The organism is Flavicella sp. IMCC45668 (assembly GCF_057219105.1).
Genome location: NZ_CM170114.1, coordinates 1,372,254 through 1,396,295, shown reverse-complemented (window position 1 = coordinate 1,396,295; position 24,042 = coordinate 1,372,254). Strand labels below are relative to the sequence as shown.

Here is a 24,042-nt window from a genome sequence, read left to right as displayed (position 1 = left end):
CTGCTAAATGAATAAGATGAAATTACCATATTAAAATATGTGTGTAGAAGTGCTGCTAAGTCTTTTTCTATCAGACTTGAAATCTCAAAATGCCCAATTAGAACAAGATTTTAAAAATCCGACAGCATCCGAGAAACCTCGAACGATGAGGTTTTGGATAAATGGAAACGTTACAAAAGAAGGCATAACAGCGGATTTGGAAGCCATGAAAAACGCTGGCATTCAAGGCGCGTTAATTTTTAATGTCAACTAAGGAAAGCCAAAAGGTTTTACTGATGATCTAAAGAGAATAAATACCCTTAGTAAGTTATAGTATAGAATCAGAGGGTGTTTGCGAATTTTAAATCAGTTATCCAAATTCAAGTTGCTGGGTGCGTTTTTTGGCAATCTCATAGCATCCATCAATTGAAAAAAATCGACTATAAATTTCTCAAAAGTATTCGTAAGGCTCATGGCTATTTTGAGTATCTAAAACAACTATTGCTGAACTTCGATAAAATTAAAAGTTACATATTTTTTGCTGGATAAAATTATTTAAAACCCTATAAATTATTAGGCATTAAGTAGATAATAATTGAGGGAAACACTATAAAAATTTATAACATCAGCATAGTTCAGTAAACTATATCAAAAATAAAATCGGTAATTGTATTCATATTAAACTTAAACTTTTTTATGATGAAAAAACAATTACTTAGATTAACTTTATTGGCACTTGTTATGTTTTCAGCTTCGATACAAGCTCAAAATGAATGGACTAAAAATGCCAAGTACAAAATTAAAGCGGATGGAGTTGATCTTTTGATGACAATTGATGTTGGAGCTCCAGGTTTTTTAAAATGGGCTGCCGAGAAACCAGGTGATGATGAATCACAAGTTTGGACAATTACTGACCATAGAGTTGCAGCTGCAGCTGCATTAAGCTATATGGAGATTACAGCCGAAGTTCAGGGTACGGTTCTTACTTTGGGTACTGTAGCTGGAAATGTTTCAGGTAAAAATATTACACTTACTGCGAATGTTGGTGAACCAGTTACGGACGATACAGCAGCTGGCTACGAGTATGATTGGTTTCAAAGAAGAAAGACTGGAACTAGTCTAGGTGGTAACGATGCATTGTTTATCAAAGTACCAGGTGAAGGTGGTTCGAGATATGGGATAGCTCCGGTATTAGATGCTGCTGTTGAATTTGATGGCGGTGGAATTGATAAATTAGAATTTGTTTTTGTCGAGGATTTACCAGCGGCAAGTGTAAATACTTTTGAATTAGATGCATTTACAATTGCAAATCCGATAGGAGATCAATTGGTAATTAAAGGAGCTACTGCTGATGTAAGTAAAGTTTCTGTTTTCTCTATAGTAGGAAGCAATGTATTATCACAGTCAATTAATGTTGGTGGTGGAGATATTGAATTAAACGTAAATAACTTACCAAGTGGTTTGTATGTTGTTGAAATCCTTGGAAATAATGGGGAAAGATTCACACAAAAATTAGTGAAAAACTAAGCAACCTCTTTTTTAAGAATTAATTTTTTAAAATCATTTTGTCTTTTTAATAAAAGGCAAAATGATTTTTTTGTAAGTTTAAGTGGTATATAAATTTTAAAAAATGATTTTCGAACAAGGAATTCAATAATTTCGATTGTGAGTCAGCTGTGTAAATTGCGTTTTTATTTTATCGGTTAGTGTTGTTTTTATAATCTAGTCTGGATGGAATACAACATATAGGGGGTTGGAGGCTTAGTACTGTTTTGTATTTGTTTTGTTTACCAATCATCGATTAGCTGGTAATAATACCTTAGAAAATGAATGTTAAAAAATTTAACAGTATCACTACAGTGCAGAACACTTTTGATTACCGCTCTACTTATATTTGATGTTACTAACTGAATAACTAATATATATATGAAAGTAAAAAAGAACTTGAAGGTTCCGACTACTATTAGGAGGAGTTTAATTACCGCCATACTTTTGCTCTGTTGCAGCGTAGTAGCAAAAGCACAGACAGTTACAGGGACTGTTACCGCTGATGGTATGCCGTTGCCTGGGGCTACTGTGATAGTTAAGGGTACAAGCTTAGGCGTGGTAACTGATTTTGATGGACTCTTTTCTATTGATGCAAGTCCAGATGCTACTTTGGTAGTTTCTTTTATGGGGTTTGAAACGGCGGAAGTTCCAGTTAATGGAAATAGTGAATTGACCATTCCTTTAATAGAAGCTGGCGAGCAATTAGATGAAATAGTTGTTGTTGGATATGGTACTCAAAAGAAAGAGTCTGTTGTAGCAGCAATTAGTCAAGTGAAAGGAGAAGAACTAATGGAAAGAGCTGCGGGTATTGCTAATGTTGAAGAAGCATTGCAAGGTAATATACCTGGGATAACTACAATACAAGGTAGTGGTACGCCTGGAGAATCTGATATTCAGATTTTTATTCGTGGATTGAGTTCTTGGAATGGTAATGGAGGTCCCCTTATTCTTGTAGATGGAGTAGAAAGATCTATGACTGATATCGATATGAACGATATTGAGAATTTATCAGTACTTAAAGATGCCTCTGCAACAGCAGTTTTTGGTGTGAAAGGTGCGAATGGTGTGATATTAATTACTACAAAACGTGGTAAAGTAGGAAAGGCTGAATTGTCGTTAAGTGTGAATTCAACGGTTAAAATGGTTTCACAATTGCCTAATAAGTTAAATTCTTATGATGCAATCAAACAAGCGAATAGTTCTATACTTCGTGAATTAGCTGTATTGCCAGATTCATGGGGAGATTACACTTCTGAGTCCATTTTAGATAAATATCTTAATCCTGCGAATGAAGAGGAGCGTAGAATCTATCCGAATGTTGATTGGGAAGATGTATTGTTGAAAGATTTTGCACAAGATTATCGAGTGAATTTATCTGTTCGTGGTGGTAATAAATCAGCGAAGTACTTTGGAAGTTTAGCATACCAATCGGTAAATGATATTTTTGATGGTGCTAAGCATGATAATGGAAGAGGTTCATTAGGTGAATATAACTATGAAAGATTTAACTATAGAAGTAATGTTGATTTTAAAGTCACTAGTTCTACTGAGATATCTGTAAACCTTTCTGGTTTTTTAGGTATTCAAGAAAAACCAACAACGATTGGTAATGTTACAAATGGTTTGTACCAAATTGCTCCGAGTTTGTATACACCAGTGTACAACGATGGTTATTATGGTTTGTCTACAAATCCTGCTTTTATTTTCTCTAATTCAGTGGTGAATTTATCCGCTTCAGGATATGATAAATTCACGTATTTTCAAGTAAATACCGATTTTATTTTGAAACAAAAATTGGATTTTGTTACTAAAGGATTAAGTTTTCAAGGGCGTTTTTCTCTTGATAATAATATGAGAAGTAAACAAACAGTAACCGAAACTCCTGTTGAATACAGAATCTACGATAATGGTGTTGAAGAATTGGAACCTGCGAGTGGAGTGAATGGTTTTGATTATGTTCGTGCTCCATGGACAATTGATCCTTCAGTGGTAGAAAATAGTCAAAGAGAGCGCAGAATGACTTATGATTTTTCATTAAACTATCAAAAAAAGTTTGCTGAGAAACACAATGTAACTGGGTTGTTCTTGTTTAGAAGACAGGAGTATGCAAAAGGGAGTGTATTCCCTCGACGCAGAGAGGATTGGGTTGCAAGATTAACTTATAATTACGATTTAAGGTACTTTATTGATGTAAATGGAGCTTATAATGGATCTGAAAAGTATGGTCCGGGATATCGTTTTGATTTGTTTCCGTCGTTAGCACTAGGATGGACTGTTTCTAATGAATCTTTCTTAGAAAATGTTGATTGGTTAGATAAATTTAAAATTAGAGGATCTTACGGAAGGTTAGGTGATGATAATGCTGGAACTAGGTTTGGTTATCAAACACAATGGGAAAGTGGTCAGTCAGCCTTCTTGGTGCCAAGTGCGTATCAAGGTTCAGGCGGTAGATCACCATACACTTTTTACAGAGAGGCGTCTGTTGGTAATCCAGATTTGCAATGGGAAACAGCTGTCAAAAGTAATATAGGTGTAGAGTATTCTTTCTTTCAAGGTTTGATAAGTGGAGAATTTGATTATTTCATGGAAGACAGAGATAATGTGGTCGTAGTAGGTTCACAGCGTGCGGTTCCTGATTGGTTCGGTGCTACACCTCCAGATTTTAACCAAGGTATCGTTCAGGTAAGAGGTTATGAATTTGTAATAGCGTCAACTTATACTTTTGAAAATGGTTTGAATATCTATGGTAATTATTACTTTACTCAAGCTATTGATAAAATCATAAAAAGAGATGATCCGGCATTTAGTCCGGCATACCAAAATGATGCAGGATATATAATTGGTCAGTCTAGATCGGCGATACCTGCAGATATACTAACAAATTGGGATGATGTGTATATGTCAACACCTGTTGTTAACAATCAATCATTGACGCGTGTAGGTTATTATGATGTTGTGGATTTTGATGGTGATGGTATTTATAATTCATCTTTTGATAATACACCTTTTGGGTATTCTTCGCGTGCGCAAAGAAACTGGAGTGCTACTTTTGGTGCTCGTTACAAAGGTTGGGGTGTGTCGGCTCAATTGTATGGTACACAAAATGCTTCCAGAAGGTTTAGCAACAATACGTTTACACAACAAACACCGTTGATTTATGAGCATGATTTGAATTATTGGACGGTTGATACACCGAACAATACTGATACACAACCACAATGGAGAGCTCAAGGTGGACTGAATCCTAGAGACACCTGGTTAGATGCCTCGTTAACAAGATTGAAGGCGGTTTCTTTGTCTTATGATTTTTCAAAGAAGGCTTGCGAAGCGATCGGACTTAATTCTCTACAATTGTTTGTGAATGGTAATAATTTATTCTTATGGTCTAATATGCCAGATGATAGAGAATTTAATACTACTAGTGATGCCCAATCTAGAGGGGAGTACCCGACACTAAAGAGATTTAACTTTGGGTTTAATATGAACTTTTAAATAGAAATAATGATGAAATATATAAAATTTAAATTTCTAATTTTACTAGGTCTCACATCGTTGATTTCTTGTGTAGACTACTTAGATCAATCTCCTGAATCAATTATTGATGAAGAAGTTGTGTTTTCAACTTTTAAAAACGCTCAGGGTTTTGTTGAAGAGATGTATGCATCTGTGGTAGATTATGGAACCGCTGCACACACCTTTCAAGATTATATTTATGGTGATGATGCCTATGGAAATAGAACATGGAAAGCAAGTTATTTAATAGATTTTGGTGATTTAAATGCAGCCGCAAGACATAGATATTCTTATTTGTGGAACTGGCAAAGTGCTCAGTATGGAACGAGTAATGCCAATATTGAGAATACAAATTCAAGTAGAAGGCCTGGTATGTATGATGCTAGTATGAGAGGTATTCGTAAAGCGAATATTGTAATTGCAAATATCGATTTGATGGTAGATGCTACTGTTGCTGAAAAAAATGCAATACTTGGTCAAGCCTATTTCTTTAGAGCATTTTTTCATAATGAAATCATGAAGTTTTACGGTCGTTTTCCTTATATAGATTTTGTGTTGGTTGGTGAATTTGATTTGCCTCGTCCAGCAACATACAAAGAGAGTGCATTGGCTGCTAATGAAGATTATAAGAAAGCTATAGAATTGTTACCAGTGAACTGGGATAATGAGGCCTACGGACAATTAACCCTAGGAGATAATAAAGGAAGATTGACTAAAGGAACAGCTTATGCTTTTCAAGGTAAAAACCTTCTTTTAGCTGCGAGTCCGTTGATGCATGGTAATAATCAGACAATTGATACCTATACCTATGATACTGAATTGTGTGATATGGCTGTTGATGCCTTTGCAGGGATTCTTAAATTAGCAGACCAGGGAGTGTATGGTTTGTCTAGCTGGGAAGATATTGATGAAGTATTTTGGAAAACACCAGCACCAAATTCTTGGCCGGGTGGTTCTGAGTTTATCTTTTCTGCAACCGGAGGCCTTCAAGTACAGGCACAAAGGTTTATGACAGCCGGTGTTGATAGACAAATTCATGGCCAAAGTGGATCTGAAATCGTTAGTCCAACGCACAACTTCATTCATCATAATTTTGGAATGGCCAATGGTCTTTCTATTGAAGATGATATGAGTGGTAATTATGGGACACCAACTTATGATCCAGCGAATCCATTCGCAAATCGAGATCCTCGTTTTTATAAATGGGTTATCGTTGATGGAGATTCTTTTGGAACTAGCTCGAATATACCTGCTAAAGATAGAGTCGCACAATTATATACAGGTGGAGAACACCGTAGTACAGGTAGTGATAATCAACCGTCGACAACAGGATATATGCATAAGAAATTTTATCCAATTGTTGATGGAGAACCTCATAGTAGATGGAATAATATCATAAGTCAATATACTGGGGTACGTTTGCATATGAGACTTACGGATGTTTATTTGATGTATGCAGAAGCGTTACATGCGTCTAAAGGTGCAACAACTGCACCAAGCTCTTATGGTTTGACTGCAGAGTCGGCAATTAATTTGTTCCGTACCAGAGTTGGTATTCCAAATGTGCATTCAGCTATCGTGTCAGATAATAATAAGTTTATGGATGAATTAAGAAGGGAAAGAAGTGTTGAATTGAGTTATGAGGCGCATCGATGGATGGATATCCGTCGTTGGGGTGTAGCACATGAAATTAAGTACAGAAGAAAAACATCTTTAGAATTTCCTCAAGATCACTCATCATTTACACCTACGCTTCTTGTAGAGCGTGTTTGTGAGTTTCCTAAGCATTATTGGTTACCATTTGCTGCTGAACAAACTCAGATTTATGAGGGATTCCCTCAAAATCCAGGATGGTAGTTTTATATAATTCGTTTTAAATTAATACAAAGAAAAAAATGAAGAAAAATATATTATACAGGTTGTGTACTCTAGCTAGCCTTATGTTGTTCTGCTTTGGAAATATTGCAATTGCACAAGAAGGAATAGAACTTAGAGAAGTAAAAGCAACCGTTGTTGATGAACAAGGGAATCCGTTAAGTGGAGTTACTGTCATTAACAATGAAGGAAAAGAAGTAGTTTCAGATGTCAACGGAGAGTTCAAAGTAGAGTTGAAAGATGATGATTATGTCGTTGTTGAAAAAAAAGGGTATGAATCAGAATTGTTAAATATTCTTGATTTAACACAAGATATTGTTCTAATAAAATCATTATTTATGGCATCGGAAGAGGATATCATAAAGATGGGGGTAGCTACAAAAGAGCGTCGTGAAATTACAGGAGCGGTTGCTTCCGTGAATACTAAAGATCGTCAAGTGTACGACAATACCCAATGGGTTAGAGATTACATCAATGGTTTGATGTTAGGAGTTCGTGGATCGGATAACATTAGAGGACTTGGAACTGCTACTTTTGTTATTGATGGTGTTATTGGTCGTGATCCGAATATCTTAAACATGGAAGAGGTAGAGCAAATTACTGTTCTTAAGGATGCGAATTCAGTTGCCTTATACGGTAGTCAAGGTAGAAATGGTGTGATTGTTATCAACACGAAACGTGGAAAAATTAACAAAAAAGAATTTAAAGTTAATTTACGTACGAGTATTGTTGAACCAAGGGCTATGCCAAATTATCTAAGTTCAGTAGGATACATGAAACTTTTCAATGAGGCTAGAATAAATGATGGTTTAGATCCAACTTTTCCTGCAGAACTTATTAATGAACATATATTAAGTGATAACAAGTATAGATATCCAGATGTTGATTTGTATTCTAAAGAGTATATCAAACCTTTCTTACATCAAACGAGCTTGATTACTGAATTCTCAGGAGGAAACAAAAATACACAGTATTATATCAATATGGGTTGGAATCGAAGTTCAGCATGGGAAGAACTAAATGAGGATATAACAGCTGGGGTAAATCGTTTCAATGTTAGAGGTAATATTGATTTTAGAGTAAACGATTGGATTACGAGTAGTATAGACGGTATTGCAGTTATCAGTTCAAACAAATCTTCCAGAGCAAATTTATTAAGTTCTGGGACTACGTTTAAACCGAATTCTTATTCACCACTTTTGCCTGCTGATTTAATTGATGCATCGAACAACCCTACATTAGAAGGGCAACTAAAATCTGCGAGAGTCTTTAATGGGTTTTTGTTGGGTACTACACAAGAATTTAAAGAAAATGCACCTGTTGCCTTGGCAATGGGAGGGGGACACAATACAACAGTTTTTCGGTCTACTCAGTTCAACAACTCAATCAATTTTGATTTAGCGAAAATCACAGAAGGTTTGTCATTCAAAACCTATGTTAGTTTTGATTTTTATGATTCTTATAATGTTTCTATAACGAATCAGTATAAGACATATGTACCGACATGGACAGACGATAATATCACTAGTTTAGAAGAATTTGGTGAAAATTTAAAAGATCAAACTGAAACGGTTTCTACAAATGGTTTTGTGTCAAGATTTGGTTTTTATGGATTGTTGAATTATGATAAAACGTTTGCAAAAGATCACTCTATAAATACGACTCTTTTAGGATACTATAATGCTCAAAGTAGCAATAATGTGATTCAAACTAATAAGGATTCTCATTTTGCAGTACAAGTAGCATATGATTACAAGAAAAAATTATATGCTGATTTTAGTGCTGCTTATATTCATTCAATTAAATTGGCAGAAGGTAATAGAGGAGGTTTGTCACCAACTCTTGGTGTAGGATATGTGTTAAGTGAAGAATCGTTTTTACGTGATAATACTGTTGTGAACTACTTAAAGTTAAAAGCTTCTGGAGGTATTATAAAATCTGATCAAGGAATAGATGGATATTATTTATACGATGAAAATTATTCTGATGGTAATAATTTTACTTGGAATGATGGAACATCTAACCGTAGACAAGATATTTCTCAAGGAGAAAATTTGGATTTAGGTTTTGAAGAGCGTATTGATTTGAATGTTGGTTTTGAGACTTACTTATTGAATTCACTTTGGTTAGAGTTCAATTACTTCAAGTCTGATTTAGATAAACAAGTAACCTTTTTGAACGATCAATACCCTTCTTTTTATAACACATTTAGACCTTATAATAATTATAATAAGAATACGTATAATGGTATTGAAATAGGTGTTGATTATAAAAAAAACATTAAGGATGTTACGTTTAGTGTAGGTGCCAATGTGATGTATAGTCAAACTGAAGTTGCAAAAAGATCCGAAATATACGAGTTTGAGTATCAAAATAGAGCAGGTAAAGAGGTATCTACAATTTTTGGTTTAGTGGATCAAGGATTTTATACAGAAGCGGATTTCGATATGGTGGATGGAAGTTACGTCTTAAAAACGGGTATGCCGGTTCCAAGTTTTGGAGCTGTACAACCAGGAGATTTGAAATATCAAGATCAAAACAATGACAATGTTATTGATAACAATGATCAGGTTGCTATTGGACAATCGAGTAGTCCTTTGTCTTATGGAGTTAATTTGAATGTAAACTATAAAGGATTTAATTTCTTTGTATTGGCAACAGGTCAATCTGGTGCTGATGGAAACAAAACCAACTCGAGTTTCAACCAATACTATACAGTAGACGGGAATGACAAATATTCTGAAGTTGTGTTAAACCGTTGGACTCCGGAAACAGCAAATACGGCAACGTATCCTAGATTGTCATCTCAAACGAATCAAAATAATTTTAGAAATTCTACATTTTGGTTGTATGACAATAGTTATTTTAACATAAATCGTGCTCAATTAACATATGAGTTTACAGATAATTTATGTGAAAAAATAGGTATGGATGCCTTCAGTTTGAATTTACAAGGTACCAACCTTTTAGAAATCTCTAAAAACAAGGAAATACGACAGTTACGAATTGGTTCTGCACCATTAACGAGATCTTACACTCTAGGGATAAGAGCGTCATTTTAATTAATTTAAAATTAGAGAAATAAAATGAAACAAATTATAAAATATATTTTAGTTATGTTAGTGTTTACTGGCATGATTAGTTGTAGTGACATCAATCCTATCGATGAAAATAGATTAGATTTTGATTTTGTTGCGGATAATGCTCTAGCTGCAGAAGGTATTCTGTTAAATGGGTATGTTGGATTAGTAAATCAATACTCTTTTTCAGAGGGAGGTACAGATGATGCAGTGAACAATAAACTTAGTAATGGTTATAAAAGAATTGCTCTTGGTGAGTTAAATTCTCAATACAATCCAGCGAATCGTTGGGGTTCTTATGAACGTGTATTTTGGGTAAATAAATTCTTAGAAATTATTGAGGCTGGTGAGATTCAATGGAACAGAAATGAAAATGTGAATCTGATGTTTAATATGAGGTTGAAAGGTGAGGCCCTCGCACTTAGAGCGTTGCATCATTTCTATGTATTGCAAGCGCATGCAGGATTAGCATCAGGAGAGTTGCTTGGTATTCCTTACTTTACGCAGTTTATTGAATCTAATGGGGATTTTAATACGCCACGTTTAAAGTTCCAAGAGTCGGTTGATGCGATTATGAAGGATTTCGACGATGCTCTGGCTTTACTACCTACAGATTATGGATTGAATGCTGGTGATGTAGATCCTTGGTATACTAGTTTACCTAATTATGATTTTGGGGATTACCAAGTGGTAAATGGAAGCCTGTTCAATTTGCGTATTTCGGGAAGAATAGTTAAAGGTCTGAAAGCGCGTTTGGCACTTTTTGCTGCCAGTCCTGCCTTTTTAAATAGTCAAGCATATTATAGCATGACTGCTGATCTTGCTGGTGAATTGTTAAATGACATAGGTGGTGTAGCTGGATTAGATCCGGATGGGTTGGAATTTTATAATATCGATGAGAGTGTAACTGGAAATGAGATGTTATGGCGTGGTTCAATTGGTGGTAATAATACAACATACGAATCTAGAATGTTTCCTCCTTCGGTGAATGGTACAGGTGAACTGAATCCATCTCATGATTTTGTAATGGCGTTTCCAATGTTAGACGGTTCTCCTGCAACAACTGCGAATGGTTTTGATCCTCAAAATCCTTATGCTAATAGAGACCCTAGGTTAGAGAAATATGTTGTTGTTAATGGGGCTACATTTGGTGGAGGAGTTATTAATACAGGATTCGGTGGTGGTATTGATAGATTGGATTCTATTCCTCAATTTTCAACAACTACAGGTTATTATCTAAAAAAATTGTTGCATCCTGATGTACGAATTAATAATGATGGAACATCAACTGGTAAAAGACATTACAATGTGTATTTTAGATATACAGAATTATTTTTAATTTTAGCAGAGGCGGCAAATGAAATTGGAGGTCCAGACCATGCTGTTAATGGAATGTCTGCACGTACTATTTTAGGTGCTATTCGCGACAGAGCCGGGATCACACAACCGGATGCTTATCTTGCTACAATTACTGATCAAGTAGGAATGAGAGATCTTATTAGAAATGAGCGTAGATTAGAATTGAGTTTTGAAGGGCATCGCTTTTGGGATCTTAGAAGATGGAATGCAGATTTAAATGCATCGGCTAATGGGTATTATTTTGACGGAACTAATTATATTGATATATCAGTTGAAGATAGAAGGTATCCAGATCATGGAACGTATATGCCAATTCCAAATTCTGAAATAGTTAAGTTTTCAGAGTTGGTCCAAAATGAGGGTTGGTAAGATATTTTATAACAAAAAGATAAATAAATATTATATATTAATTATATGAAAACAAAAATTTTAATATTGTTTGCGTTCGCCATTGGTTTGGTGTCATGTGAAAATCAAGACAATGATTTTGATGATTTTGGTTCGACTTCAGTTTATTTCCCTTTTCAAAATCCAGTTAGGACCTTGATTCAAGGTGACTATGATTTGGGGTTTAATGAAAATGATAATAATGGTCGCTTTGTAGTTGGTGTTACAATGTCGGGAGTTTATAGTAACGATTCTGATAGAAAGGTTCATTTTGTTGTTGATCCCGCTATCATTGACCCTGTTGAATTAGGCGTTACTGATGTAAATGTAAAGGTATTACCTGAAGCATATTATACGATTGAACAAACAAGTCCAGTAACAATTCCTTCAGGATCGATAAAAGGTCGTATTCCTGTAAAATTGAGTGATGCGTTTTTCGATGATCCATTGGCGTTTTTTACAGATAAAGACTCTGTAAATTATGTCTTGCCTTTGAAAATTACAAGTATTGAAGGTTTAGATGTTTCGCTTACCGGGGTTCCTGCAGAAGGAATTACGGATCCTAAAAGAGTAGTTGCTACAGATTGGGAGGTTGCACCAAAAGATTATACGTTATATGGAATAAAATTTAAAAATAAATATGATGGAATCTATTTGCGTCGAGGTGCAGATAAAATTGTAGGTACTTCTGAAGTTGTGAAGGTTTATACGAATGGTGACCCTACAGAAACTACGACAGATAACATTGATGATTCTACAATTTATTCGGAGGAAAACGTTGTTGAGGATGAGGTGACTCCGGTTTTAACTGCTGGAAAAAGCAAAGCAACAAGTACGAGTTTTATCAGGAGGGCAGCAGGTTTACCAAATGGAGCTGATATAACATTATTATTGACAGTTGATTCAAATGAAGATATCGTTGTTAGCAATGCTGATCAAAGTAGTCCTTTGGTAATTACGGGTACAGGTAAATTTGTCGAAAATGGTGACGCATGGGGTGGTGAAGCACGTCATGTAATGTATTTAGAATATGGATATCAAGATCAAACTGTGGAAGTTGAAATAGAAAATGGTTTTTTTGGACCTATTTCAACAACGACAACCACAGTTGATTTACAACACACGGTGAATGATACTTTAGTTATTAGAGATAGGGATGTAAAATTTGAGCAATTTGAGCTTACATTAACACCATAATGTAATAAACAATAAATTGAAATAATTAAAAATAGCGGGAGATATTCTCGCTATTTTTTTTTGTTGTTTTATTAGATAAGGATTCGATAATGTATTTAGAATTTTTATATGAAAACTCAAAAATCTCTAGTCAATAAGTTGGTTCTTTTTGTAATTGATTTGGTTTTCACCAGTAGTTATTCATAAAAACAACGTTGTAATAGATGTAAAACTAATTAGCCCCCCCCTTTTTTTGTATATTTCTTTTTAAAAGGTTCTAAACCAGCAAAATTAAGTAGCAACTTGTAATTATGTTGGTGTGTTTGTTAGATTCTAAAGACGTTATTTCTTATACATGTTCAGAAACGTTTTTTATAAAAGAAAGAATGAATAATACGATTATATTAAAGCATACGTAATATACTTGAATTCATATAAATCAAAAAAGCCATAGATAATAAATCTATGGCTTGTCTTTATGACCGTTTAAAATGTTTGTGTTTTGTTATTTCATGTTAGATAAAATCAATAGAAATACCATCTCTCCACATAATACGAGCTTCTCCACTTTTACATCTATAAGCCCCGAATCTAGTTTTAAGCTGGGTAGTGTTCGCTCCATTTGGTATGGTAAAATACCTTGTAATGGTATTACTCGTACTAAATGCATTGGTTAATTTGATAACAATTTTATGATCACCACTATGGTTAATTTTATTTTCAAATTCAACTTTCACTGGAGTATTTTCATTTGCGGAAAAATTAAGGTTGATGACCTTTCTTTCCAATTCAGTAGTACTTCTGCTTGTGACAAGCTCCATGAAGTAATTAAATGTTTTTTTTCCATTACTATCTGTTCCTCCCGGTTTTACGAGAACTAAGGCAACTGCTGGATCATCGGATGCAGCAGGATTGTTTAAATTGTCTTTTGCTTTTGCTTGTACTATGTATGTACCAGATGTTTCTGCCAAATCGGTATCTGGTAAATTGTTAGTAGCATCACCAACTGATTTTACTAAAACATAACCAGAAAATAGAAGACCTTCGTTTGTTGAAGGATCGTTAACTTTTCTACTTTCGCGTTCAATTCTGGGTTGTAGATTGCTAGAATCTCTATCATTGGTTCCGGCTTTGATTCGATACTCCCCGTATATGTGTGAACCTAAACTACCGTTGTTTACTGTTTTTTGTGAGTAATTATATTGGCAGGTTCTGTCGTCTATGTCTTTCGTTGTACCAGTACTAGAAGCGTCGTTGACATCTTCTGATTGAAGGAATCCTAAATCTTCATATCTGTAAACTCTTTCATCATCCGGGTTTTGCCCTGAACTTGGACAGCTATTTACATTCTGATCTTGCTTTTGAAAAAGGTTAGGTGTTTTTTTGCTTTTTGATGAATCGTCTTGTTCTATGTCTATTTGAATTTCTTCATTCGAACAAGAAACGGAAATGGTTAAAAGTAAAATTGAAGAAAGTTTACCTAGTTTAAAAATTGGTTTTTTCATTAAAATTGGTTTTAAGTTTTTGTTAGTTAGTAGTTTATGGGTGTAAAACTACGGTAATAGGCAGTCTATACTGTGATGCACTGTATTGAGTAAGGGGTAATATAGAGCATTATTGAGTTAATATACTATATGTTTTTCAGTAGATAGATTGGTTGAAGGTGAATTAATGTTGTCTATGAAAATGGAGAAAAGAAGGTTTTGTTTTTAGTCGAGTCGTTGTAAAATCAGTTGTAATAATGGACTTATTTCATCTAATCCTAAATCGTGTGCTTAAGGAATATTATTTTCTAAATAGATCTTAGTCAATACTGTTCATAACACGTGCTCAATTAAAATTAAATATTTTTGATTGACTTAAACCTATTATAGATTATGTATAAAAATAAATTTTATTTAGTTGCTATTTTGTTTGTTTTTTCTTTTGCTGTCGCATGTTCAGATACTGATGCAGTACCTAAACAAGAAGAACTTATTGTGATACCTGGACCTTCAGAACCGGAAGCTCCTGTTACCGATGTAGATCAGGACAATGTTGTGTCTATTAATACAGGAGTTGTGGTTGGAGAAATGTATAATTTTTGGTCTACGAGACCTATGATCAACCAAACAAGATTTAATGCTGCTGGTTTTAGAAGCTCCATAGAACCACTTAAAGATTATGTGAAAGATTACAATCTGGTTAGGCTGATTGGTGGTAGAAATGACGATCAGAACACTTTTTTTAAGGGAGTAGATGCATCAGGAAAAATTATCACTGATTTTAGTGGGTTGATAAGTTCGATGAGAAACTTTATGTCTACAGGGTTTAAACCTAGAATTGTTTTAGATAATGTTCCTTGGGGTATGAGTGGTGAAAGAATAGAAGATACTTATGGTAATTCTAAACCTCCTTTGGACTATGATTTATGGAGACAATATATCAATGCAGTGTTGCAAGAGCTAGTAGCTGAATTCGGAATGTTTGAGGTTAAAAATTGGCGTTTTAGAGTAGCTACTGAACCTAACTATACTCCAGATCATTGGAGAGGTACTAGAGATGAGTACTTTAAGCATTATGATATTACCGTTGATGAAGTCTTAAAAGTGATTCCGGATGCCATCATCGGTCCTGGGAATTTACTAACTGAAGGAGCTGCTACATGGACAACAGATATAATTGATCACTGTGCAATTGGGACAAATTATGCTACTGGGCAACAAGGAACAAGAATGAGTTTTTTCTGTATTTCTTATTATGAGAAAATAGATAAAAATGAAATGAAATGGAATGAGGTGGTTTCATTGTATAGAAATAAATTGAATAGTTATCCGCAGTTTAGTGATATCCCATTTGACATACAGGAATTTGGAATTTTAAGAGGGGATAATGGAAATAGAGGTGCAACAAGTTTAAATGATGCTTCAGAATTCGGAGCTAGTTGGTATGCCACCATTGCAAGTTTGGCGTATGATAGTAGGGTTACTGAAATATATGATTGGGGACAAGAATCTCATGGCTTAGCTTCAGGTAGAAGGAATGTCACTGAAATGTTGTTGAAAATGGAAGGTGGAAGTAGGTTGCAATCCATTGAACCAATGTCTGTAGATAATATTCACAGCTTTGCTGGTGTTATCCCAGTGAGTAAAAACGGGAAATTGTATTTGCTGGTTTACAATCATCATACAAAAAGAAGCCAAGGAACGAGAACATTGTATCCTGTGTTAGAGGGCGGCGCTATTTCTGGTATTAGTCAGTGGAAAATGAATGAATGGACAATTGATAAATCACATGGTGTTTTTATGAATGAACTGTATGATGATATAATTGAAGCAGGTGTTGCGACCAAGCCTAATGGACGTATTTATGGTACTTCGGTAGGAGATTATTTTGAAGACGGATGGGAGTCTGTTTTTAATTCAAATAAATCTAAATATGAAGAGTTATCGAAGTTACCACAGACAAAAGAAAATTTAATTATAGAAACACTAGATGGCAAAGTTACTCTAAAGGTTGAGATGCCTTCTCAAAGTGTTAAACTTATTGAGTTGATACCTCAATAAATAAATGATGTAGTTTGAGTTTAGGTTTTCTCCTTATTTAATTTTTTTTAAGTAAGGAGATTTTTTGAATTTGAAAGGAGCATTAAGGAATCAACTAAATTAACCCCCCCCCCTTCAATATACCATGAATAGATCAATTTTCAATTTTCAATTTCTGTTTTTGCTAATTTTGAATATCGCTTGCGGAAGTAGAATAGCAACCAAAGATAGTGATGCTTTACGTATTGTTGAAGTATCGTGTAATTCAAAAAACAATCCCTCTACCGTTGAAAGTCTTCAACCTCATTTTTCATGGATAGTTAAAGCTGAAGGATTTGCTAAATCACAATCGGCTTATCAATTACTAGTGGCTACATCCTTACAAAAACTAAATAAAACCGAGGCTGATATTTGGGATTCAAAACAAGTGAAAAGTGAGCAATCATCATTTGTAAAATACCAGGGAAAGCCATTAGAAGCATTTCAAACCTATTTTTGGAAAGTTAGAATATGGGATGAAAAGGGTGAAGTTTCAACTTGGTCTGAAACTCAAAAATTTGAAACAGGATTGATACAAGATTTGAATTGGGGAGCATCTAAATGGATTACTTTAAATAAAGATACTAGAACTTCAAAATATAGTTATAGAGATTATAAAAGAGGTAATATGAAAAAAGCAAAACCTGTTAAAGGTTTTGCTGCTGGTTATTTTAGAAAGGAAATAAATTTGAATAAAGCTATCAAAAATGCTGAGGTATACATTTGTGGATTGGGATATTATGAGTTGTATTTAAATGGAGAGAAAGTGGGAGATCATGTCTTAGATCCGGCACCATCTAACTTTGATAAGCAAGCATATTATGTAAATTATGACATCACAAAACAAGTTCAATCTGGTAAAAATGCATTCGGTATTATAGTAGGAAATGGGTTTTATGGTCAAAATATTTCTTGGAATAGAGATCCAGAATCAAATAAAAAAGGAGTGTCTTACGGTCCTCCAACTGTGCGATGTGTTGTAAAGCTAAAGTATGCTGATGGTACATCAGAGGATTTTTATACAGACCAAAACTGGAAAGAAGGAACAGGACCAATTGTGTTTAATAATATTTATGGAGGAGATACGTATGATGCTAGATTTGAAATTAATGGTTGGAATACTGTAGGTTACGATGATACGTCATGGGGAAATGTAAAAGTAGTTACTCCAAGTGTTAGAAAAATAAGTTCGCAACAAATTCCGGCAATTAAAAAACTAAAAGAGTTTGAACCACAAAAAGTTTTTAAAGGAGCAGATGGGGAATGGATTGTAGATTTTGGACAAAATATTGCAGGTTGGGTAAAAATTAATGTAAAAGAACAACAAGGTCAGCTTATTGAAATTGTTACAACTGAAACTTTAACTACAAATGGAGAAGATATTTACAAAGGTTCTACCGGAGGTGGTGCCAATGGTATGCCTCAGCTATACAAATACATTTGTAAAGGAGAAAATGTAGAAACTTGGGAACCTAAATTTAGTTACCATGGCTTTAGATACGCAAAAATAAAAGGTGTGTCGACAAAACCAGATGTTGAAATGATTAAAGCGGTTTTGGTTGCGACAGATATTAAAGAAAAGGGAAGTTTTTTGTCTTCAGATGAATTACTGAACAAAATGCATCGTATAAGTAAATGGACCATTGTAGATAATGTTCATGGTATTCCTGAAGATTGTCCACATCGAGAAAAATGTGGATGGCTCGGAGATGCACATGCGTTTTGTGAATATGCTTTGTACAATTATGATATGTACGATTTCTATAAAAAATATATGGAAGATATTCGTACTCAAATGCGTCCAACAAAAGGACATAACAATCCTGAACAAAAATTTCAAGTACCTACTATGATTGCTCCAGGAAAAAGAACATCTACCTATGCAAAAATAGATTGGGGAGTTGCCACCATGTATCTACCTTGGTACAATTATAAGTTTTATGGTGATGATGCAATTGTAAAAGAATACTATGATGCCATGAAAGACTTGACCAATTTCTATTTAAATTTTAAAGGAGATAATGGAATTATGCAAGATGGAATGGGAGATTGGTGTCCTCCTTTATGGGATAGACGTAAAAATCCATCAGCAATGGAATGTGATCCTATTATTTCCGCAAACGCTTATTTTTATGATGTTTTAAAAATAATGGAGAAATTTGCGAAAATAAATCAAGATGCCGCTTTTGAAGCAAAAATGAAAGTTGAAAGTCAGGCTTTATTAAAAGCATTCAATAAAGAGTATTTAGTAGCTATTCCAAACACAAATTACAAATGGTATCAAAGTCAGACAGCAACTGTTCAAGCATTGCAATTTGGGATGGTTCCAAAAGCTGAAATTAAAGGAGTTGTAAACGGATTGGTGTACGATATCGTGAATGTAAAAGGTGGTCATCATGCTACAGGAATTCACGGTAATAGATATATTTATACAGTTTTGACAGAAAATGGACATGCAGACTTAGCATACCAAATTTTAACAACTCCAGATTTCCCAAGTCAAACATATGTTATGAATTCAGGATTCACGACTTGGCCTGAACGACAGTTTGAATGGGAGAAATTAGAAGGACCTTCAAACTCTTTAAATCATCCAATGCATAGTGGATTTGCTGCATATTTCTTTGAGACTTTAGGAGGAATTAAATCTTCTATTGAAAATCCAGGTTATAAGGTTTTTACTGTAAACCCTGAGTTCTCTAAAAAAATTACCTCAACTTCAGTTTCTGTTCCGACTCCTTATGGTACAATTCACAATAAATGGAAACTAAATGAGAATACGTTAACAATGGAACTGATAGTTCCTTTTAATACCAAAGCGAAATTAATTTTAAGTGAAATAGAATTTGAGTCTCTTGTAATTAATAACAAGACCTTGAAATCAGGACAGGAACAATACAACCTAGAGGTGTTAGATGGTGCAAATGTGGTTTTAGGTTCAGGAACATACAATATTAAATATAAAAAAAACTAAACCAAACTTTATCAAAGACTAACCATGATTCAAAAAACTAAACTTATATTTTTCTTGACATTTATAATAGTGTCGAGTAAATTTTATGCTCAAACCGCAGATTGTAATGGCGTTTTGCCTTTTGAAGAGCAAGATGGACTTTTAACGATAGAAATGGAATCTGGAATTATTAATGATGACAGATGGCAAATTGCAACAGAAACAACTCCTGAAACGGGGGCTGAACAAATATCTTATTTGCACTGGACAGGTTCCGAGTCTTTTAGTGCACTTTCTGAAGCTCCTATAGTCTATAAAATTAAAATTAACAATCCAGGAACTTATAGGTTTGCATGGAGAATGAGGGTGGGGAAAGGCACGAGTAAAGGTGAGCATAACGATGCTTGGTTGAAAATTGATGGAGAGGATTTTTACGGCATCAAGGATGGAGCAAAAGTGTATCCAAAACCAATGTGTAGTTCAGATCCTAATTTAACTTGTGCAGCTGGTAGTTCAACGGAAAATTTTATCAAAGCATTTGGAAATAGGTTGGATTATGGTTTTGTAACAAATACCAATGATCATGTCTCTCATAGGGTTTTTGTTTCTTTTAACGAAGCAAAAGTATACACGATTACTGTAGATGCTAGATCGTCTTATTTATTTATTGATAAAATGGTTCTGCACCGTAACGATGTGTCAGGAACGGTTGCTTTTGATTTAAGTAATCCTGAATCAGAGTGTTTTGATGAGCAATTGTCTGTTGGGGCACAAGGTCAATTTGAGGGGGTAAAGGTTTTTCCAAACCCAACGAATGAAATAGTAAATGTTACAAACTTAGCCCCAAATGTAGAATTGATATTATCGAATGTGCATGGAGTAGAAGTAAGAAAACTTAAAAGTACCCAGTACGATACAAGAATAGACATAAGCGATCTGGTAAATGGTGTCTATTTTCTTTCAAATAGAGATTTTAGTTTTTCAAAAAAAATTGTAAAAATGTAATCTCTTTATTTGAGAAAAGTGTGTTTAATAGAATTTTATTTTTTTAAATAATGAAAATAAGAATTGCTTTATTCTCTTTGGTTTTTGTAACTCAAATGGTTTGTGCACAAATCAAACATGGGCTAAGAGATGTGCAAGGACGTCATATAATTCCTAGAGGTTTTGTAGTTAATACTAATGATCATAAAGGAGAAGTGTTTTTTAACAGTGATGATTATGCACGTATGGTTCGAATGGGAGCCAATACCCAGGTGATTCGTTTAGAACTGGGTAAACTAAGTACTTTTCCAGGTGGTGAGCTAGATTTAAACTATTTAGAAAAATTAGATGGTTTGGTTGCCTTGGGTAGAAATTCAGGGATCAAAACAGTTTTTAAAATGACCGTATATGGGGTTGATAAATTTGTTTGGGAAACGTTTTGGTTGAATAAAAAACAAGAACATAAAACCTATATAGATGCTTGGAATGTAATTTGGAAAAGATATGCTAACAATTCTTTTGTACTTGGTTATGATGTTGTTAATGAGCCAAGAAAATTATCCATGAATATTTCCTACAATAAATTAACCAAAAAATATTTAATTCCACTATATCAAAAAATTATAGATCAAAGTCAAAAGATCAATTCTGATAAATTGATTCTTATTCAGTCAATTTTCATGAATAAGGGTGAGGCAATTGATAATAACCAATATGCAGAAATAACAACTTCTCTAAATAGAAAAAATATTGTTTTTGCTCCACATATTTATCAGAATAACATTGATTTGATCAAGCCTGTAATGGATCGTTTTGATAAAGAATCAGATATGTTAAATGCTCCTATTTTGATTGGTGAATGGGGATTTCCAACTTTTTCAAAAACAGATACAGTAGTTAGTGGGGAATTAGGTCAATTGAAATATAGAGAACTCTATATAAAAACTGCAGAGGTTTTTGATCAAATGGGAGTTGGGTCTATAAAAGCTTGGTTTTTAGGAAACAGAAGTATGCAGAATTTCCTACCAGGTGGTCCTTCTACTTGGGCAATTTTTAGTGATGAAACGGATGCTGGTACCGTAGAACGAAAATATATAACCGACGTTATTTCGAGACCATTTCCTCAAATGATTGCAGGAAATATTCAATCCTTTTTATTCAATCATGCAACGCGAACTTTGGATGTGAAGATCAAAGCTGATAATAGTAAGGGAGTTTCAAAAATATTTATCGGAGCCAATAGGCATTATCCTGATGGTTTTTCTATCCTAATTGACGAGGATATAGTTCTGTACTATAATCCTTTAAAAAACGTAGGCTTGGAAACTTATAAAGCAACATTAGACATGGATAGTTCAAATTTTATTTGGGATGCTTTTAGTCAAAAGTTAGTCGTTTTAAAATGGCCTACAGCTAATGAATACGTGAACTTAAAAATAGTTCCAGGTTTGCGCAATTTTGAATAATTGTTGTACTATTAATTTAATAATTTTTTTTAAAAAAACAATCTACTTAAAATGAGATTTTTATTTATCATACTAATAGCGAGTTTTACAATGATAAATTGTAAAACCAAAAAGAAAACAGTTGAAGCCGCTGAAGAAAAAACGAAAGGGCAGACCGGAAGTTTTGGTGATCAAGGCGATGGAACTTATGTCAATCCTATTTTAAATGCCGATTATCCAGACTCTGACATAGAACAGGTTGGTGATACTTATTACATGATTACTTCAAAACAACACATGTCTCCAGGTATGCCAATTTTAGAATCTAAAGATATGGTGAATTGGACAAATACGGGACATGTTTTTGATAGTTTGTCGTGGGCTCCTGAATACAATTGGGATCGAATGAATGGTTATTCTTTTGGTACATGGGCTGGTGATTTAGCTTTTCATGAAGGTTTGTGGTATTGTTATCAGATCGATTATCAGCATGGTTTAATGGTGGCTACAGCAAAAGATATCAGCGGGCCATGGAGCAAGCCTATTATCATGCTTCCTAAAGCAAAAGTTTTAGATGATCCTGGAGTTTTTTGGGATGAAGAAACACATAAGGCATATGTAATTATCAATACCGCAGGGAAACAAAAAAGTCCAGAGAATACTATTGAAGGAAATGAAAATAGGATCTATGAGATGAGTTGGGATGGTACAAAAATACTAGACGAAGGAAAATTAGTCTATACAGGTATGGGTGCTGAAGCTGCAAAAATTTATAAAATTGATGGTACTTGGTATATCTTTTTAGCCCAATGGACCATGGGAGATAAATCTACCAAACCTGGAGTAAAAAATCCTAAAAATGATAGAAAGCAAATAGTATTGAGGTCTAAAGAAAGTATTTATGGTCCTTATGAAGTTAAGACAGTTTTAGAAAAAGGAACTGCTTTTAACAATAGAAGCTGTAGTCAAGGTGGATTAATGCAAGCTCCCGATAAATCATGGTGGTATATGCATCAATTGATTCAGAATGATGACATTCCTTTTCAGGGAAGACCACAGTGTTTAGCTCCAGTAACATGGATTGATGGCTGGCCAATTATCGGAATTGATGAAGATAATGACGGTATTGGCGAACCAGTAAAAAAATATAAAAAACCAATAGACGGTTATCCAATTTCAGCACCTAGTTCAGATGACGATTTTTCATCGAATAAATTGGGCTTTCAATGGGAATGGAATCACAATCCAAGAAATACACATTGGTCGCTTACTGAAAGACCTGGATGGTTGCGTTTGAAAGCGAGTAAGGTATTACCAAATAAAAAAGGTTATGGCCCAAATATAAATGAATGGACTAATAATGATGGTTCGGATTCTGATTTTTGGAGAGCCTGTAATACGTTAAGTCAGCGTATTATGGGAATCACTTCAGGTACTGCTGTTGCGAAATTTGATATTTCAGGGATGCAGCCGCATCAATTGGCAGGTTTTGTAAGATATGGTGGAGTGTTTAATTTATTAGGAATTGAAGTTGATGACAAAGGTAAAAAGCACTTGTTTTATATGGACCCAATGAGTGTAAAAACAATGGGACCAGAAATTACAGGAAACGATTTGTTCGTAAGAACGTCAAACAGCAGCAATCAAGCAACCTATGGATATAGTATAGATGGAGAGAACTTCGAATCTTTTGGTCCGGTGTTTACCATTGCTTTTGGAAAATGGACAGGAGATAGGTTGGGATTCTTTTCTTGGAATGAAAAAGACGATACAGGTTATATAGATATAGATTGGTTCTCTTATGATTATGACGGACCGAAAGCGACAAAAAAACAATAGGGATTATGCAAAGACTAGCCTTTAAAATGAAATTATACCCAGGACAGAAAGAAGCTTATAAAAAACGACATAATGAGTTATGGCCTGAGCTTCGAGACTTGTTAAAGAAAAATGGAGTGAGTGAGTATTCTATATTTTTGGATGAAGAAACCGATACACTTTTTGCCTTTCAAAAAGTGTCAGGTGATGGTGGGTCTCAAGATTTGGCAACTAATGAGATTGTGAAAAAATGGTGGGACTTTATGGCAGATATTATGGAAACGAATCCAGACAATTCTCCTGTGTCAACACCGTTGGAAGAGTTGTTTTTCATGGAATAAAATTGACTTGATAAAACAGGA

General features: G+C 34.4%; 14 protein-coding genes. 13 read left to right on the top strand and 1 reads right to left on the bottom strand.

The window, feature by feature from the left end; genetic code table 11:
• Nucleotides 1–37 precede the first annotated feature (37 nt).
• The 7 genes from AC2DZ0_RS06145 to AC2DZ0_RS06115 all read left to right on the top strand — a co-directional run bounded on the left by AC2DZ0_RS06145 (nt 38) and on the right by AC2DZ0_RS06115 (nt 12,938).
• Nucleotides 38–253 carry a glycosyl hydrolase gene (locus tag AC2DZ0_RS06145; RefSeq protein ID WP_484644378.1) on the top strand — a complete coding sequence of 72 codons (216 nt, stop codon included), beginning with the start codon at nt 38–40 and terminating at the stop codon, nt 251–253.
• 425 nt (nt 254–678) lie between these two features.
• Nucleotides 679–1,506, top strand: coding sequence for a T9SS type A sorting domain-containing protein (locus AC2DZ0_RS06140; RefSeq protein ID WP_484644377.1), 828 nt, complete (start codon nt 679–681; stop codon nt 1,504–1,506).
• Nucleotides 1,507–1,905: 399 nt separating this feature from the next.
• Nucleotides 1,906–5,019: a SusC/RagA family TonB-linked outer membrane protein gene (locus tag AC2DZ0_RS06135; RefSeq protein ID WP_484644375.1), complete on the top strand. Its 3,114-nt coding sequence runs from the start codon at nt 1,906–1,908 to the stop codon at nt 5,017–5,019.
• 9 nt (nt 5,020–5,028) lie between these two features.
• Nucleotides 5,029–6,897, top strand: a complete 1,869-nt coding sequence (locus AC2DZ0_RS06130; protein WP_484644374.1) for a RagB/SusD family nutrient uptake outer membrane protein — start codon at nt 5,029–5,031, stop codon at nt 6,895–6,897.
• Between the two features lie 38 nt (nt 6,898–6,935).
• Entirely contained in the window at nt 6,936–9,977 is a 3,042-nt protein-coding gene (locus AC2DZ0_RS06125; protein ID WP_484644372.1) for a SusC/RagA family TonB-linked outer membrane protein, read from the top strand.
• A gap of 24 nt (nt 9,978–10,001) precedes the next feature.
• Nucleotides 10,002–11,723 carry a RagB/SusD family nutrient uptake outer membrane protein gene (locus tag AC2DZ0_RS06120; RefSeq protein WP_484644371.1) on the top strand — a complete coding sequence of 574 codons (1,722 nt, stop codon included), beginning with the start codon at nt 10,002–10,004 and terminating at the stop codon, nt 11,721–11,723.
• Between the two features lie 45 nt (nt 11,724–11,768).
• On the top strand, nt 11,769–12,938 hold the full coding sequence (locus AC2DZ0_RS06115) for a DUF5627 domain-containing protein (protein ID WP_484644370.1): 1,170 nt from the start codon (nt 11,769–11,771) through the stop codon (nt 12,936–12,938).
• Nucleotides 12,939–13,432: 494 nt separating this feature from the next.
• Here AC2DZ0_RS06115 and AC2DZ0_RS06110 read toward each other — a convergent pair whose 3' ends face one another.
• Nucleotides 13,433–14,422 carry a hypothetical protein gene (locus tag AC2DZ0_RS06110; protein ID WP_484644369.1) on the bottom strand — a complete coding sequence of 330 codons (990 nt, stop codon included), beginning with the start codon at nt 14,420–14,422 and terminating at the stop codon, nt 13,433–13,435.
• Nucleotides 14,423–14,794: 372 nt separating this feature from the next.
• On the opposite strand from AC2DZ0_RS06110, the gene AC2DZ0_RS06105 reads away from it, so the two are divergent.
• The 6 genes from AC2DZ0_RS06105 to rhaM all read left to right on the top strand — a co-directional run bounded on the left by AC2DZ0_RS06105 (nt 14,795) and on the right by rhaM (nt 24,021).
• Nucleotides 14,795–16,462, top strand: a complete 1,668-nt coding sequence (locus tag AC2DZ0_RS06105) for a GH39 family glycosyl hydrolase (protein ID WP_484492127.1) — start codon at nt 14,795–14,797, stop codon at nt 16,460–16,462.
• A 124-nt stretch (nt 16,463–16,586) separates the two neighbouring features.
• Nucleotides 16,587–19,454, top strand: a complete 2,868-nt coding sequence (locus AC2DZ0_RS06100) for an alpha-L-rhamnosidase (RefSeq protein ID WP_484644367.1) — start codon at nt 16,587–16,589, stop codon at nt 19,452–19,454.
• A 54-nt stretch (nt 19,455–19,508) separates the two neighbouring features.
• Nucleotides 19,509–20,438 carry a T9SS type A sorting domain-containing protein gene (locus AC2DZ0_RS06095; RefSeq protein ID WP_484644365.1) on the top strand — a complete coding sequence of 310 codons (930 nt, stop codon included), beginning with the start codon at nt 19,509–19,511 and terminating at the stop codon, nt 20,436–20,438.
• A 50-nt stretch (nt 20,439–20,488) separates the two neighbouring features.
• On the top strand, nt 20,489–21,883 hold the full coding sequence (locus AC2DZ0_RS06090) for a cellulase family glycosylhydrolase (protein ID WP_484644363.1): 1,395 nt from the start codon (nt 20,489–20,491) through the stop codon (nt 21,881–21,883).
• 90 nt (nt 21,884–21,973) lie between these two features.
• Nucleotides 21,974–23,701 (top strand): glycoside hydrolase family 43 protein, encoded by a 1,728-nt coding sequence (locus AC2DZ0_RS06085; protein ID WP_484644361.1) that lies wholly within the window; start codon nt 21,974–21,976, stop codon nt 23,699–23,701.
• 5 nt (nt 23,702–23,706) lie between these two features.
• Nucleotides 23,707–24,021, top strand: a complete 315-nt coding sequence (gene rhaM, locus AC2DZ0_RS06080) for an L-rhamnose mutarotase (RefSeq protein WP_484644360.1) — start codon at nt 23,707–23,709, stop codon at nt 24,019–24,021.
• Nucleotides 24,022–24,042 lie beyond the last annotated feature (21 nt).